General features: G+C 42.2%; 24 protein-coding genes and 1 pseudogene. 1 reads left to right on the top strand and 24 read right to left on the bottom strand.

Going from position 1 to position 13,183, the window contains the following annotated elements:
* Window positions 1-14 precede the first annotated feature (14 nt).
* From rpmJ to AAV97_RS13825, 24 genes and pseudogenes are all read right to left on the bottom strand, one after another.
* Entirely contained in the window at window positions 15-131 is a 117-nt protein-coding gene (gene rpmJ / locus AAV97_RS13940; RefSeq protein WP_000867907.1) for a 50S ribosomal protein L36, read from the bottom strand.
* 21 nt (window positions 132-152) lie between these two features.
* On the bottom strand, window positions 153-1,472 hold the full coding sequence (secY, locus tag AAV97_RS13935) for a preprotein translocase subunit SecY (RefSeq protein ID WP_171064902.1): 1,320 nt from the start codon (window positions 1,470-1,472) through the stop codon (window positions 153-155).
* Between the two features lie 45 nt (window positions 1,473-1,517).
* Window positions 1,518-1,958, bottom strand: coding sequence for a 50S ribosomal protein L15 (gene rplO / locus AAV97_RS13930; protein ID WP_004825179.1), 441 nt, complete (start codon window positions 1,956-1,958; stop codon window positions 1,518-1,520).
* A gap of 3 nt (window positions 1,959-1,961) precedes the next feature.
* Window positions 1,962-2,138 (bottom strand): 50S ribosomal protein L30, encoded by a 177-nt coding sequence (rpmD, locus tag AAV97_RS13925; RefSeq protein WP_004825182.1) that lies wholly within the window; start codon window positions 2,136-2,138, stop codon window positions 1,962-1,964.
* A 6-nt stretch (window positions 2,139-2,144) separates the two neighbouring features.
* Complete coding sequence (rpsE, locus tag AAV97_RS13920; RefSeq protein ID WP_004825184.1) at window positions 2,145-2,642, bottom strand: 30S ribosomal protein S5; 498 nt, start codon at window positions 2,640-2,642, stop codon at window positions 2,145-2,147.
* Between the two features lie 2 nt (window positions 2,643-2,644).
* Window positions 2,645-2,995 (bottom strand): 50S ribosomal protein L18, encoded by a 351-nt coding sequence (rplR, locus tag AAV97_RS13915; protein ID WP_004725713.1) that lies wholly within the window; start codon window positions 2,993-2,995, stop codon window positions 2,645-2,647.
* A gap of 14 nt (window positions 2,996-3,009) precedes the next feature.
* A complete protein-coding gene (rplF, locus tag AAV97_RS13910; protein WP_004725711.1) occupies window positions 3,010-3,543 on the bottom strand; it encodes a 50S ribosomal protein L6 in 534 nt (177 codons plus the stop codon).
* 13 nt (window positions 3,544-3,556) lie between these two features.
* Window positions 3,557-3,952, bottom strand: coding sequence for a 30S ribosomal protein S8 (gene rpsH / locus AAV97_RS13905; RefSeq protein WP_004725709.1), 396 nt, complete (start codon window positions 3,950-3,952; stop codon window positions 3,557-3,559).
* 13 nt (window positions 3,953-3,965) lie between these two features.
* Window positions 3,966-4,271 (bottom strand): 30S ribosomal protein S14, encoded by a 306-nt coding sequence (gene rpsN / locus AAV97_RS13900; RefSeq protein WP_004825185.1) that lies wholly within the window; start codon window positions 4,269-4,271, stop codon window positions 3,966-3,968.
* A 9-nt stretch (window positions 4,272-4,280) separates the two neighbouring features.
* Window positions 4,281-4,817 carry a 50S ribosomal protein L5 gene (rplE, locus tag AAV97_RS13895; RefSeq protein WP_004825186.1) on the bottom strand — a complete coding sequence of 179 codons (537 nt, stop codon included), beginning with the start codon at window positions 4,815-4,817 and terminating at the stop codon, window positions 4,281-4,283.
* Between the two features lie 16 nt (window positions 4,818-4,833).
* The gene (gene rplX, locus AAV97_RS13890; RefSeq protein ID WP_004825187.1) at window positions 4,834-5,151 is read right to left on the bottom strand and encodes a 50S ribosomal protein L24; all 318 of its coding nucleotides are present in this window, start codon (window positions 5,149-5,151) and stop codon (window positions 4,834-4,836) included.
* Window positions 5,152-5,162: 11 nt separating this feature from the next.
* On the bottom strand, window positions 5,163-5,531 hold the full coding sequence (gene rplN, locus AAV97_RS13885) for a 50S ribosomal protein L14 (RefSeq protein ID WP_004725701.1): 369 nt from the start codon (window positions 5,529-5,531) through the stop codon (window positions 5,163-5,165).
* A gap of 92 nt (window positions 5,532-5,623) precedes the next feature.
* Entirely contained in the window at window positions 5,624-5,881 is a 258-nt protein-coding gene (rpsQ, locus tag AAV97_RS13880; RefSeq protein ID WP_004725698.1) for a 30S ribosomal protein S17, read from the bottom strand.
* Window positions 5,878-6,075 carry a 50S ribosomal protein L29 gene (rpmC, locus tag AAV97_RS13875; RefSeq protein ID WP_004825188.1) on the bottom strand — a complete coding sequence of 66 codons (198 nt, stop codon included), beginning with the start codon at window positions 6,073-6,075 and terminating at the stop codon, window positions 5,878-5,880. The genes rpsQ and rpmC overlap by 4 nt, the downstream gene beginning before the upstream one ends.
* Window positions 6,075-6,488, bottom strand: a complete 414-nt coding sequence (gene rplP / locus AAV97_RS13870; RefSeq protein ID WP_004825189.1) for a 50S ribosomal protein L16 — start codon at window positions 6,486-6,488, stop codon at window positions 6,075-6,077. The genes rpmC and rplP overlap by 1 nt, the downstream gene beginning before the upstream one ends.
* A pseudogene (rpsC, locus tag AAV97_RS13865) lies at window positions 6,428-7,244 on the bottom strand (30S ribosomal protein S3). Before rpsC ends, rplP begins: the two are co-directional and overlap by 61 nt.
* A gap of 1 nt (window position 7,245) precedes the next feature.
* A complete protein-coding gene (gene rplV / locus AAV97_RS13860; RefSeq protein ID WP_001982638.1) occupies window positions 7,246-7,575 on the bottom strand; it encodes a 50S ribosomal protein L22 in 330 nt (109 codons plus the stop codon).
* 11 nt (window positions 7,576-7,586) lie between these two features.
* Window positions 7,587-7,862, bottom strand: a complete 276-nt coding sequence (gene rpsS, locus AAV97_RS13855; protein ID WP_004281508.1) for a 30S ribosomal protein S19 — start codon at window positions 7,860-7,862, stop codon at window positions 7,587-7,589.
* A 19-nt stretch (window positions 7,863-7,881) separates the two neighbouring features.
* Window positions 7,882-8,706 carry a 50S ribosomal protein L2 gene (gene rplB / locus AAV97_RS13850; RefSeq protein WP_004825191.1) on the bottom strand — a complete coding sequence of 275 codons (825 nt, stop codon included), beginning with the start codon at window positions 8,704-8,706 and terminating at the stop codon, window positions 7,882-7,884.
* Window positions 8,707-8,717: 11 nt separating this feature from the next.
* Entirely contained in the window at window positions 8,718-9,038 is a 321-nt protein-coding gene (gene rplW / locus AAV97_RS13845) for a 50S ribosomal protein L23 (RefSeq protein WP_004825192.1), read from the bottom strand.
* On the bottom strand, window positions 9,035-9,637 hold the full coding sequence (rplD, locus tag AAV97_RS13840) for a 50S ribosomal protein L4 (protein ID WP_004816870.1): 603 nt from the start codon (window positions 9,635-9,637) through the stop codon (window positions 9,035-9,037). Before rplD ends, rplW begins: the two co-directional genes overlap by 4 nt.
* An 11-nt stretch (window positions 9,638-9,648) precedes the next feature.
* Entirely contained in the window at window positions 9,649-10,287 is a 639-nt protein-coding gene (rplC, locus tag AAV97_RS13835; protein WP_004825193.1) for a 50S ribosomal protein L3, read from the bottom strand.
* Window positions 10,288-10,346: 59 nt separating this feature from the next.
* Window positions 10,347-10,658: a 30S ribosomal protein S10 gene (gene rpsJ / locus AAV97_RS13830; RefSeq protein ID WP_004725677.1), complete on the bottom strand. Its 312-nt coding sequence runs from the start codon at window positions 10,656-10,658 to the stop codon at window positions 10,347-10,349.
* A 274-nt stretch (window positions 10,659-10,932) separates the two neighbouring features.
* A complete protein-coding gene (locus tag AAV97_RS13825) occupies window positions 10,933-11,658 on the bottom strand; it encodes a type 1 glutamine amidotransferase (protein ID WP_004825194.1) in 726 nt (241 codons plus the stop codon).
* Window positions 11,659-11,838: 180 nt separating this feature from the next.
* Between AAV97_RS13825 and AAV97_RS13820 the strand changes: the two genes are divergently transcribed.
* Complete coding sequence (locus tag AAV97_RS13820) at window positions 11,839-13,029, top strand: PLP-dependent transferase (protein ID WP_046760864.1); 1,191 nt, start codon at window positions 11,839-11,841, stop codon at window positions 13,027-13,029.
* The last annotated feature ends 154 nt before the right edge of the window (window positions 13,030-13,183 follow it).

The raw sequence follows: 13,183 nt of genomic DNA, 5'->3' as shown, positions 1-13,183 counted from the left end.
AGGTCTTAATTAAATTAACCTTGACGCTGCTTATGACGAGGTTCTGCGCTGCAAATTACGCGAATAACCCCATTACGACGGATAACTTTACAGCTACCACAAATTTTCTTTACAGAAGCTTGTACTTTCATGATGAAACCTTCTAAGTGCGCTTATCCCTTAGGATGAGCAGTCGTTTTTCTCATTAACGATTGATTGTCATATTGATGCGAAGTGAGATGGGCTTGAAGCTGAGCCATAAAGTCCATCACAACCACAACCACGATAAGCAATGAGGTACCACCCAAATGGAATGGAATACCGAAAGAGCTTTGTAAAATCATCGGCATTAAACAGATGACCGTGATATAGATTGCACCAATAAACGTCAAACGATTAAGAATATGATCTAAGTAACGAGCAGTTTGCTCACCTGGGCGAATACCAGGTACGTAAGCTCCACTGCGTTTCAAGTTCTCTGATACTTCTTTCGGGCTAAATACAAGCGCCGTATAGAAATAACAGAAAAAGATAATTAACGCACCGAAGAGCACTAAATACAACGGTTGTCCAGGCGATAATACCAATGCCAAATCTTGTAGGCTACGTTTTACAATTCCTGCATTTGGATCAGCACTGCCTAACCATTGTCCTAAACTTGCAGGGAACAACAATAACGAACTTGCGAAAATTGCTGGAATTACCCCTGCCATGTTGATTTTCAATGGCAAATGCGTTTGCTGTGCAGTAAATACACGACGACCTTGCTGTTTTTGTGCATAGTTTACAGGTATGCGACGTTGAGCTTTCTCAATAAACACAATTGCGGCTAAAACAGCAACTGATAGCAATCCAAATACAGCCAAACCAATAAGACTGGATTGACCATTATCTACCGAAGTAAATGCTTGAATCACTAAGTTCGGTAAACCAGCAACAATACCTGCAAAGATAATCATTGAGATACCGTTACCAACACCACGTTCAGTAATCTGTTCACCTAACCACATCAGGAACATAGTACCTGCAACCAACGATGTTAGTGCTGGAACGTAAAAAGCCAGTCCTGAAGTCAAAGTAATCCCTTGACTAATCAGACCAGCACACATCCCGATACCTTGAACCAATGCAAGCAATAGAGTGCCGTAACGCGTATATTGATTGATCTTACGCTTACCTTGCTCGCCTTCTTTCTTCAATGCTTCTAACGAAGGAACCACTGTAGACATTAACTGCACAATAATGGATGCAGAAATGTATGGCATGATCCCTAACGCAAGAATGGACATTCGTTCTAATGCTCCACCCGAGAACATATTAAACAAACCTAAGAAAGTACCTTCATTAGCTTTGAAAAAACGTTCTAGAGCAACATTATCAATACCTGGCAGCGGAATATGCGCTCCTAGTCGAAAGACCACCAATGCGCCAATCAAGAACATTAATCGGCGAATAATTTCACGGTATTTCACGTGAAATGGCTGACCTTTCATCATGTTAACATGACCTGTAGAACTAGGAGACATAGTCACTCGCGATTACTCCTCGACTTTACCGCCAGCAGCTTCAACAGCAGCTTTAGCGCCTTTAGTCAATGCAACACCTTGAACAGTGAATGCACGAGTGATTTCACCAGAAAGAACGACACGAGCACGTATCATATCTTTACGTACTACATTCGCAGCTTTCAAAGTTTCAAGTGAAACGATATCACCTTCAACTTTAGCAAGTTCAGACAAACGTACTTCAGCAGTTTTCAAAGCCAATTGGCTTGTGAAACCGAATTTAGGTAAACGACGATATAACGCAGTTTGACCACCTTCAAAGCCTGGACGAACGCCACCGCTTTTACGTGATTTTTGACCTTTGACACCACGGCCACCAGTCTTACCAACGCCAGAACCGATACCACGGCCTAAACGACGGTTTTCACGTTTTGCACCTTCAGCAGGTGCAAGCTCATTTAAACGCAGAGTCATGGCTTATTCCTCTACACTAACCATATAGTAGACTTTGTTGATCATACCACGGTTAGAAGGAGTATCTACCACTTCTACTGTATGACCAATACGACGCAGACCTAAACCTTGTAGGCAAAGTTTGTGATTTTTCAAACGATGCGAAGAAGATTTAGTCTGGGTAACTTTAATCGTTTTCATGATTGATTACCCTAAAATTTGTTCTACTGAAAGACCACGTTTCGCAGCAACTTTCTCAGGAGAAGTCATATCACGCAAACCGTTAAAAGTCGCGTTTACAACGTTTGCTGCGTTAGTAGAACCATAGCACTTCGTCAATACGTTACGTACACCAGCAGCTTCTAAAACCGCACGCATAGAACCACCAGCGATTACGCCAGTACCTTCTGATGCAGGTTGCATGTAAACACGGCTAGCGCCATGACGAGCATTAATAGGATGTTGTACAGTACCATCAACAAGATCAACAGTGATCATGTTGCGGCGTGCAGCTTCAAGTGCTTTAGAAATAGCAGCTGGAACTTCACGCGCTTTACCGCGACCAAAACCTACACGACCATTACCATCACCCACAACAGTTAATGCTGTGAAAGAGAAGATACGACCACCCTTAACAACTTTGGCTACACGATCAACGGCAACCAGCTTTTCAACAAGACCTTCGTTTTGTTCAACTTTAGCCATGATTAGAACTCCAAGCCGTTTTCACGAGCAGCATCAGCCAAGGCTTTGATACGACCATGATATTTAAAACCAGAACGGTCAAATGCAACTTTAGTTACACCAGCAGCTTTTGCACGTTCTGCGATTAAAGCACCTACTTTAGTAGCTGAATCTACATTACCAGTAGTTCCGCTACGTAAAGATGCATCCAAAGTAGAAGCTTGCGCTAATACTTTGCCACCATCTGCAGAAATAACTTGAGCATAGATGTGACGCGGCGTGCGGTTTACACACAAACGAGTCGCACCCAATGCACGAATGTGCAAGCGTGTGCTTTTCGCACGACGCAAACGGGATTGTTTCTTTTCGTTCATAAGAACCTCGCGCCTTATTTCTTCTTAGCTTCTTTACGAAGTACAACTTCGTCAGAATAACGAACACCTTTACCTTTATAAGGCTCTGGCGGACGATAACCACGGATTTCTGCAGCAACTTGACCTAACAATTGCTTGTTAGCTGATTTCAAAATGATTTCAGTAGCAGTCGGAGTTTCAGCAGTTACACCTTCTGGAAGAGCGTAATCGATTGGATGAGAATAACCAAGGTTAAGGTTTACAACAGTACCTTTAACCGCAGCTTTATAACCAACACCGATCAGTTGTAACTTACGTTCGAAGCCTTCGTTAACACCTTTAACAAGGTTATTAAGAACAGCGCGAGCAGTACCAGCTTGCATCCAAGAATCACGAGATTCTTTAACTGGAGCAATATGAAGTTGACCTTCTTCCTGTTTAAGCTCGACCAGCGCATGCAGGTTGAAAGACAACGTACCTTTGCTGCCTTTCACTTCGACCTGCCGGCCGTTCTGAGTAACTGCTACACCGTTAGGTACAGTTACTGGGGCTTTAGCCACACGAGACATGAGGAATCACCTATTAAGAAACAAAAGCAATAACTTCACCACCAACGCCCGCAGCACGTGCAGCGCGATCAGTCATGATGCCTTTGCTTGTAGAAACAATTGCAATACCTAAACCTTGCTTAACGCTCGGAAGTGCATCTTTACCGCGATACTGACGTAGACCTGGACGGCTTACGCGCTTCACAGTTTCGATAACTGGTTTGCCTTCAAAATATTTTAAAGTAATTGTCAAAGTAGCTTTGCCTTCAAGATCAGCAACTTCTACATTTGAAATGTAACCTTCTTGTTGAAGTACGTTTGCAATTGCAACTTTCAACTTAGAATTAGGCATAGAAACAGTTTGTTTCTTTGCCATTTGTGCGTTACGAACACGAGTTAACATGTCGGCAACGGTATCTTGCATACTCATTTATAGTCGCTCCTTACCAGCTTGCCTTAACAACGCCCGGTACATCACCTTGCATTACTGTGTCACGTAATTTGTTACGGCTTAAACCGAACTTACGGAAGTAACCATGAGGACGACCAGTTAAACCACAACGGTTACGAAGACGTACTGGAGACGCATTACGTGGTAATGCTTGTAACTTCATCATCGCTTCGAAACGTTCTTCATCAGAAGCATTTACGTTTGCAATTGTTGCTTTTAATTCAGCACGTTTTGCAGCGTATTTAGCAACTGTAGCTTCGCGTTTCAATTCGCGATTAATCATACCTTTCTTAGCCATATCGACCTCTTATTTGAACGGGAAGCCGAATGCACGGATTAGCGCACGGCCTTCGTCATCGGTGCGAGCAGTCGTAGTGATAGTAATATCCATACCACGAATACGATCGATCTTATCAAAATCGATTTCAGGGAACATGATTTGTTCCTTGAGACCCATTGAGTAGTTACCACGACCATCGAATGATTTCGCAGAAAAACCGCGGAAGTCACGAATACGAGGAATCGCAATAGAGATCAAACGATCTAAGAATTCGTACATTTGTTCGCCGCGTAAAGTTACTTTACAACCAATCGGCCAACCATCACGGATTTTAAAACCAGCGATTGATTTACGCGCTAATGTAAGAACTGGTTTTTGACCAGCAATAGCTTGCATATCCGCCAAAGCGCCATCTAACAATTTCTTGTCAGCTGAAGCCGCACCAACACCCATGTTGATGGTGATTTTAGTGATGCGAGGAATCTCCATCACATTAGCCAAACCAAGTTCTTCTTTTAACTTAGCTCGGATTTCGTCGTTATAACGTGTTTTAAGTCTGGCCATAGCCTATTTCAACCTATTACTTCGCTACCGCCACTGATTCACCATTTGATTTGTAAACGCGAGTTTTCACGCCTTCAATCACTTGGTAACCAACACGGTCAGCCTTTTGGGTTGTAGCATTTAAAATTGCCACGTTTGAAATATGAAGCGAAGCTTCTTGTGTAACGATAGCGCCTTCAGCACCTGTTGCACGGTTCGGCTTTTGATGCTTCTTAACTAAATTAAGGCCTTCAACCTTAACTTGGTCATTTGAAACAGACAAAACAGTACCCTGTTTGCCTTTTTCTTTACCTGCGATCACAATTACTTGATCGCCTTTTCTAATCTTAGCCATGATTGCCTCTATTATAGAACTTCAGGAGCCAATGAAATGATTTTCATGAACTGTTCAGTACGAAGTTCACGAGTCACTGGTCCGAAAATACGAGTGGCAATCGGAGCCTTGTTGTTGTTCAAGATAACTGCAGCATTATCATCGAAACGGATCACAGAACCGTCTGGACGACGAATACCGAATTTAGTACGAACTACAACTGCATTCATCACGTCGCCTTTTTTAACACGACCACGCGGAATTGCTTCTTTTACAGTAACTTTAATAATGTCGCCAACAGAAGCATAACGACGATGTGAACCACCAAGTACTTTAATACATTGTACGCGGCGAGCACCACTGTTGTCTGCTACGTCTAGCATACTTTCGGTCTGAATCATTGCCCTACTCCAAAACCGAGCATCACCGGTCGCAATTTCGAAAGGCTCAAAGAGTACTCGAAATTGACCGATGATGCAACAAGAACGTCTAATTACTCAGCAGCTGCTTCAATAACTTCCACTAAAGTCCAAGCTTTAGTTTTTGAAATTGGGCGGCTTTCTTTAATGGTTACAACATCACCAGTTTTAGCAGTGTTGTTCTCATCATGAGCGTGTAATTTTGTTGAACGGCGGATTGATTTGCCATACAACGGGTGTTGAACGCGGCGTTCGATAAGTACAACAATAGACTTGTCCATTTTGTCGCTTACTACTTTGCCTGTTAACGTGCGAACTGTTTGCTCACTCATTGTGCGTTCCCCTGTTTTTCGGTAAGGAGGGTCTTGATACGAGCAATAGTCTTACGAGTTAACGCAACTTCATGCGATTTACCCAATTGACCTGTTGCTTTCGCCATACGAAGACGGAATTGGTTCAACTGTTGCTCATCAAGCAAAGCTGTCAACTCTTCTACCGACTTTTCACGTAGATCTTTAGTTTTCATTACATCACCGTCTTAGTAACGATAGTGGTTTTAAATGGAAGCTTAGCAGCTGCAAGCGTAAACGCTTCGCGTGCCAATTCTTCACTAACACCATCCATTTCGTACAAGATCTTACCTGGTTTGATTTGGCAAACCCAGTATTCCACAGAACCTTTACCTTTACCCATACGAACTTCTAATGGTTTTTCAGTAATTGGTTTGTCTGGGAAAACACGGATAAAGATCTTACCACCACGTTTAACACGACGGCTAATTGTACGACGCGCAGCTTCAATTTGACGTGCAGTCATTTGACCACGTTCAATAGATTTAAGTGCGATTGTACCGAAAGATACTGTGCTACCACGATGCGCTAGACCAGTGTTACGGCCTTTTTGCACCTTACGGAATTTAGTACGTTTAGGTTGCAACATGGATTATTCTCCTTTTTCAGCAGAACGATCATTGCGACGACCACGACGCTCTTGACCTTCACCACGACCGCGACCGCGTTTAGCTGGACGTTCTTCAGCAGGAGCAGGGTTCATGACTTGTTTCATGCCACCTAAGATCTCACCACGGAAAATCCAAACTTTAACACCAATCGTACCGTAAGTAGTTTCAGCACGCATAGTTGCATAGTCGATATCAGCACGAAGTGTATGCAAAGGTACACGACCTTCACGATACCATTCAGTACGTGCAATCTCTGCACCGCCTAAACGACCAGAAACTTCAACTTTGATACCTTTAGCACCAGCACGCATCGTATTTTGAACCGCACGCTTCATAGCACGACGGAACATTACACGTTTCTCTAATTGAGAAGCGATTGCTTCAGCAACTAAACGAGCGTCTAAATCTGGGCGATCGATTTCGTTGATGCTTACTTGCGCTGGAACACCCATAATAGTGGTGAGTTCACGCTGTAATTTTTCAATGTCTTCGCCTTTTTTACCGATCACGATACCTGGACGAGCAGTGCTAATTGTTACTTTAGCAGCGCCTGTAGGACGTTCGATAAGAATATTGCTGATCATCGCGCTTTTAAGTTTTTTAGTTAAAAACTCACGAACTTGAAGATCTTTAAGCAAATATTCAGCGTATTGTTTCGGACTCGCATACCAGTTGGCGTTATGACGTTTTACAACACCAAGGCGGATACCGATTGGATGAACCTTCTGACCCATATCAAACCCCTACCTTAACGGTAATGTGACAAGTACGCTTAGTAATACGATCTGCACGGCCTTTAGCACGTGGCATAATACGTTTAAGGCTCATGCCTTCATCAACGTAAATCGTAGATACTTTAAGATCGTCAACATCTAAACTGTTATTGTGTTCAGCGTTTGCAATCGCAGATTCCAAAGCTTTTTTAACTAAAACTGCAGCTTTTTTGTTGCTGAAGTTCAAGATATTTAAAGCATGCGCAACAGATTTGCCGCGAATTAGGTCTGCAACCAAACGTGCTTTTTGTGCCGAGATAGCGGCACCGCGTAATTTAGCAGTTACTTCCATCATAGCACCTATTAACGTTTAGACTTCTTGTCAACACCGTGACCACGATAGGTACGAGTTGGCGCGAATTCACCTAATTTATGACCAACCATATGTTCAGATACGATCACTGGAACATGGTTACGGCCATTGTGTACAGAAATTGTTAAACCAACAAAATCCGGGAGGATCATCGAACGACGCGACCAAGTTTTGATCGGCTTACGGTTATTAGCCGCGATTGCCGCTTCAACCTTAGCGAACAAGTGCGCATCGACGAATGGGCCTTTTTTCAGAGAACGAGGCATTGTCAGATTCCTTTACTTGTTACTTAACGCGACGGTCGCGAATGATCATCTTAGTCGTACGCTTATTGGTACGAGTCTTGTACCCTTTAGCTTTTTGACCCCATGGGCTTACAGGTTGAATACCTTTGTTACGCCCTTCACCACCACCATGTGGATGGTCTACTGGGTTCATCGCCATACCACGAACGGTAGGACGAACGCCACGCCAGCGTGCAGCACCTGCTTTACCAAGTGAACGAAGGTTGCTTTCTGAGTTAGATACTTCACCTAACACAGCACGACATTCAACGTGTACTTTACGCATTTCGCCTGAACGAAGACGAATGATTGCGTAAGAACCGTCACGACCTAACAACTGAGCAGAAGTACCAGCTGAACGCACTAATTGTGCACCTTTACCGATTTTAAGCTCGATGTTATGTAGTGTAGAACCGATAGGCATGTTACGAAGTGGTAAGCAGTTACCTGGACGAATTGGAGCATCGTTACCAGACTGTACTTTATCACCAGCACGTAAACCTTTAGCAGCGATAATATAACGACGCTCACCGTCAGCATATTTCAATAAAGCAATATGAGATGTACGGTTAGGATCGTATTCAATACGCTCAACTACAGCAGGAATGCCATCTTTGTTACGTTTAAAGTCAACGATACGGTAGTGTTGTTTATGACCACCACCAACGTGACGAGTAGTAATGTGACCGTTGTTATTACGACCACCAGTACGTTTTTTAGCTTCAACCAACGGTGCATAAGGCGCGCCTTTGTGAAGGTGATCATGAACCACTTTCTCTACAAAGCGACGTCCTGGAGACGTTGGCTTACATTTTTGAATCGGCATAATTTTCGTCCTTATTCCGCTGCGCTTTCAGCGGTATCGCCCAAGTCAGCCATTTCAACATCTTGGCCAGCTTTCAGGGTGACGTATGCTTTCTTAACATCAGAACGACGTCCTAATGTACGACCAAAGCGCTTAGTCTTACCTTTAGTGATAGTCGTGTTAACTTTAACAACTTCTACACCAAATAATTGTTCTACTGCTTTTTTGATTTCAAGCTTGTTTGCATCAAGTGCAACTTTAAATACTTGAACACCAGCAGTTTCACCTAAAACTTGTGCTTTTTCTGAGAATACAGGTCCTTTTAGGACTTGATAGATACGTTCGTTGTTCATCCGAGTTCTACCTCAATTTTCTTAGCAGCAGCAACAGACATAACAACTTTATCGAACGCAATCAAACCAACAGGATCGATCCCAGCAGCATCAACCACATCAACGTGTGGAAGGTTACGTGCAGCTAAGTATAGATTTTCATCTACAGCTTCAGTAACGATTAATGCGCGAGTAGCGTTCAAGCCGTTTAGTTTTGCAAGCAATTCTTTAGTTTTTGGAGCTTCAACTGCAAACTCTTCAACCAATACAAGACGATCTTGGCGAACAAGTTCAGCTAAGATACATTGCATTGCACCGCGGTACATTTTACGGTTAACTTTTTGAGACCAATCTTGTGGACGAGCAGCAAAAGTTTTACCACCACCAACCCAGATTGGGCTACGAATAGAACCAGCACGAGCGCGGCCAGTACCTTTTTGACGGAATGGTTTTTTACCACCGCCAGAAACGTCTGCACGTGACTTCTGAGCTTTAGAACCTTGACGACCACCAGCTAAATAAGCTGTAACAACTTGGTGTACAAGAGCTTCATTAAATTCACGTCCGAAAGCAACTTCAGACAATTCAACAGCAGAGCCGGAAACAGTTTTTAAATTCACGTTATTTCCCCTCAGGCCTTGATCGTAGGACGAACGATAACGTCGCCACCAGTAGCACCAGGAATCGCACCTTTAACAACAAGAACTGAACGTTCTGCGTCAATAGATACAATCTCAAGACCTTGTACAGTTACGCGATCATCACCTAAGTGACCAGGCATTTTTTTACCTTTGAACACGCGACCAGGAGTCTGGTTTTGACCTGTAGAACCGATTACACGGTGAGATACAGAGTTACCATGTGTAGCATCTTGCGTACGGAAGTTCCAACGCTTAACACCACCTTGGAAACCTTTACCTTTTGATTGACCAGTAACGTCAACAACTTGACCTACTGTGAACAAATCAACACCGATAGTTCCACCAACTTCACGACCTTCAAGATCAGCTTCTGCAACGCGGAATTCTTTAACCAAACGACCAGCAGCAACACCAGCTTTCGCAAAGTGACCTTTTTGAGCGTTAGTTACGCGAGATTCGCGACGTTCACCAGTAGTGATTTGAATCGCTTGATAACCATCAGTTTCAAGCGTTTTGATTTGAGTGATACGGTTAGGATCAACCTCAATCACTGTTACAGGCACAGAAACACCAGCATCTGTAAAGATACGTGTCATACCGCACTTGCGACCGACTAAACCAATAGCCATGTGCATAAACCTCTAAAAAAGCGGCTTAATTAACTTAGAGCGTTAATTAACCGAAAGCCTTAACCCAATGCGATCTGAACATCAACACCAGCTGCAAGATCCAACTTCATCAATGCATCTACAGTTTTGTCTGTAGGTTGAACGATGTCGATCAAACGTTTATATGTGCGGATTTCATATTGGTCACGCGCATCTTTGTTCACGTGTGGCGATGTCAAAACGTTAAAACGTTCGATGCGAGTAGGCATCGGAATTGGACCACAAACTTGTGCGCCAGTACGTTTTGCTGTTTCTACGATCTCTTGAGAAGATTGATCAATTAAACGATGATCAAAAGACTTAAGACGGATACGAATTCTCTGGTTAGACATACCAGTTAACTCCAAGCCAAATATATAAAGAATCACCCTTGACGCATCTCACCCCACTAAATAAGGCAAGTGTCAAAGGCAGTGAAAATCACTAAGGTCGTGATCGATGCCACGACTGTAACGATCTGAATGACTTTCTTCGCCATTCATCCCTTCATATCGAAGGGTCGCCCATTATAACGATTGTTTAACGCTTAAGCAAATAAATTTAGATTTTTTTCGCATTATTCCAATATTGGTAAAGAAATAAAATGTTTAAGATTTAAACAAAGGTTTAAACCCTTAAAACATAGTCAATTGCATGATTCAGCAACTGGTTTCCAATGACATAATCTGCATTTGGCGTTTTTTTCAAATTGGAGAGTGACTGATTATGTATATCGCTAAATACCATTCCTTCCTCTTCATGCTCGATAAATATGTTTAAGCTATGCGGTGTAATTTCTGGATGAAACTGGAAACCCAAAACATTTTTACCAATTTGATAGAGTTGATTTGGACATGCTTGATTTTCTGCCAAGCGAATCGCACCTTTTGGAATATCAAAAGTCTCACTATGCCACTGCATGACACTGATTTGCTCAGGAAGTTGAAAGTATTCTGCAGGCACATGATCACTTTTGTTGACAAAAGTCCAGCCTAACTCTTGCACATTATTACGGCGTACATTTGCACCAAGTGCATTAGCAATTAACTGCCCACCCAAGCACAAGCCAATTGCTGGTTTCTCTGATGCCAGATAACGTCTAATCCAGCGTTTTTCCACTTTTAACCAAGGAAAGTTTGCTTCATCATTTACACTCATCTCCCCACCCATAATAATGAGCAAATCCACATCATTGACATGAGGTAATGCATCTATGTCTAATGCCGAATCTGTCGGTAAAGCAAAAAACTCTGTTGCAGTAATTTCAGCACCCATTGCCTTTAAATATTCATAGCAACTACCAAAGCCTTCACCTGCAATATGTTGAAAATAATGCACTTTAAGTTTTTTCATGTTATCACCTATTCTTGTTGTATCGACTACGCTACAAATCAAAAAACACAGTTCAACAAATGCAAAAATGAAGCCAATATCAGTTTTATTTATTATTTTTCACAAATTATTGCTTTTCGTCACCGAGTGATTATGTTTTCCTTATTTTAGTCCTGATATTTACAAAATTTGAGTATTCTTGTGAAACTAAAACCACAAACAGCTTTAATTCATTCTCCACGACAAGCACCACAGTACATCCATACAGTTCAACCTCCCTTATTTCGTGCATCAACAATCATATTCAAAAATACCGATGCACTATTTAATCGCCATTGGACTGATGATTATGACTATAGTTATGGTACCCACGGCACTCCAACAACTTTCACGTTGGCTGACAACATTGCAAAAATAGAAGGTGGTCAATATTGCTTGCTTACTCCAAGTGGGTTATCAGCCATCAACCTTGTGAACTCATGTTTTTTAAGCCATGGTGATGAAGTTTGGGTTGCAGACAATATCTATGGTCCAAACATGGAACATTTGCGCAATCTTGAACAACGCTATGGGATCATCGTCAAAGTTTATGACCCTATTTGTGCTGACTCATTTCAACCGTCTGAACAAGCAAAATTAATCTGGCTCGAAGCCGCAGGTTCAGTCACGCTTGAATTCCCAGATTTGATTAATTTAGTGAAAAAAGCAAAAGCCAAAAATATACTGGTCGCTTTGGATAATACTTGGGGCGCAGGACTGGCATTTAATGCTTTTGATTTTAGCCAAGAACATTTAGCCGTTGATATCAGCATACATGCACTCACCAAATACCCTAGTGGTGGGGGCGATATTTTGATGGGTTCTGTGGTTACACAAGATCGGGCTTTACATCATCAGTTGTATCGTATGCATGCAATACAAGGAATCTCCATATCAGGTGATGATGCTGCCCAAGTACAACGTAGTCTAGCGTCAATGCAATTGCGTTATCAGCATCAATCTCAAAGTACCTTAAAACTCTTAAACTGGTTAAAACAACAAGCGGTCTTTGCACAGGTTTTACATCCAGCGGACCCAGACAATGTGAGTCATGCTTATTGGAAAGAAACTTGTGAAACTCAGCAAAGTGCTGGACTCGTCAGCGTGATCTTCAAATCCGAATTCGATCTCGCGGCAGTTCGTAAATTTTGCGATCAGCTTCAACTATTTAAGCTCGGATTTAGCTGGGGCGGTCCAGTAAGCCTTGTGATGTTGTATCAACTTGACCAGATGCGTCAGCTAGCACGTCCACATTTACAACAAGGAATCTTGGTGCGTTTTTGTATTGGATTAGAGGATCCAGAAGATTTAATCTATGATATTCAAACAGCTCTTCAGGCGATTTCAATTTAATTTATATCTGATATTTTTTTAATATAGCGCTTTAATAACTTCACGTATCGCTTTTGATACGTGAAAACTTTTTATCATTGAACACAGATTTACAACATCATCATTTTATGCAATTTTGTATAACAATAAGCATATAAATACCGAGTCAAATGAA

It is taken from the genome of Acinetobacter sp. Ag2 (genome assembly GCF_001005515.1).
Lineage (GTDB): Bacteria > Pseudomonadota > Gammaproteobacteria > Pseudomonadales > Moraxellaceae > Acinetobacter > Acinetobacter bereziniae.
The sequence above is the reverse complement of the archived record's forward strand: the minus strand, read 5'-3'. Positions and strand labels throughout refer to the sequence as shown.

Excerpts from the sequence above, each read along its gene's own strand:
- rpmJ (WP_000867907.1), bottom strand. The coding sequence starts at position 131 with ATGAAAGTACAAGCTTCTGTAAAGAAAATTTGTGGTAGCTGTAAAGTT.
- secY (WP_171064902.1), bottom strand. The coding sequence starts at position 1,472 with ATGAAAGGTCAGCCATTTCACGTGAAATACCGTGAAATTATTCGCCGA.
- rplO (WP_004825179.1), bottom strand. The coding sequence starts at position 1,958 with ATGACTCTGCGTTTAAATGAGCTTGCACCTGCTGAAGGTGCAAAACGT.
- rpmD (WP_004825182.1), bottom strand. The coding sequence starts at position 2,138 with ATGAAAACGATTAAAGTTACCCAGACTAAATCTTCTTCGCATCGTTTG.
- rpsE (WP_004825184.1), bottom strand. The coding sequence starts at position 2,642 with ATGGCTAAAGTTGAACAAAACGAAGGTCTTGTTGAAAAGCTGGTTGCC.
- rplR (WP_004725713.1), bottom strand. The coding sequence starts at position 2,995 with ATGAACGAAAAGAAACAATCCCGTTTGCGTCGTGCGAAAAGCACACGC.
- rplF (WP_004725711.1), bottom strand. The coding sequence starts at position 3,543 with ATGTCTCGTGTGGCTAAAGCCCCAGTAACTGTACCTAACGGTGTAGCA.
- rpsH (WP_004725709.1), bottom strand. The coding sequence starts at position 3,952 with ATGAGTATGCAAGATACCGTTGCCGACATGTTAACTCGTGTTCGTAAC.
- rpsN (WP_004825185.1), bottom strand. The coding sequence starts at position 4,271 with ATGGCTAAGAAAGGTATGATTAATCGCGAATTGAAACGCGAAGCTACA.
- rplE (WP_004825186.1), bottom strand. The coding sequence starts at position 4,817 with ATGGCCAGACTTAAAACACGTTATAACGACGAAATCCGAGCTAAGTTA.
- rplX (WP_004825187.1), bottom strand. The coding sequence starts at position 5,151 with ATGGCTAAGATTAGAAAAGGCGATCAAGTAATTGTGATCGCAGGTAAA.
- rplN (WP_004725701.1), bottom strand. The coding sequence starts at position 5,531 with ATGATTCAGACCGAAAGTATGCTAGACGTAGCAGACAACAGTGGTGCT.
- rpsQ (WP_004725698.1), bottom strand. The coding sequence starts at position 5,881 with ATGAGTGAGCAAACAGTTCGCACGTTAACAGGCAAAGTAGTAAGCGAC.
- rpmC (WP_004825188.1), bottom strand. The coding sequence starts at position 6,075 with ATGAAAACTAAAGATCTACGTGAAAAGTCGGTAGAAGAGTTGACAGCT.
- rplP (WP_004825189.1), bottom strand. The coding sequence starts at position 6,488 with ATGTTGCAACCTAAACGTACTAAATTCCGTAAGGTGCAAAAAGGCCGT.
- rplV (WP_001982638.1), bottom strand. The coding sequence starts at position 7,575 with ATGGAAGTAACTGCTAAATTACGCGGTGCCGCTATCTCGGCACAAAAA.
- rpsS (WP_004281508.1), bottom strand. The coding sequence starts at position 7,862 with ATGCCTCGTTCTCTGAAAAAAGGCCCATTCGTCGATGCGCACTTGTTC.
- rplB (WP_004825191.1), bottom strand. The coding sequence starts at position 8,706 with ATGCCGATTCAAAAATGTAAGCCAACGTCTCCAGGACGTCGCTTTGTA.
- rplW (WP_004825192.1), bottom strand. The coding sequence starts at position 9,038 with ATGAACAACGAACGTATCTATCAAGTCCTAAAAGGACCTGTATTCTCA.
- rplC (WP_004825193.1), bottom strand. The coding sequence starts at position 10,287 with ATGGCTATTGGTTTAGTCGGTCGCAAGTGCGGTATGACACGTATCTTT.
- rpsJ (WP_004725677.1), bottom strand. The coding sequence starts at position 10,658 with ATGTCTAACCAGAGAATTCGTATCCGTCTTAAGTCTTTTGATCATCGT.
- AAV97_RS13825 (WP_004825194.1), bottom strand. The coding sequence starts at position 11,658 with ATGAAAAAACTTAAAGTGCATTATTTTCAACATATTGCAGGTGAAGGC.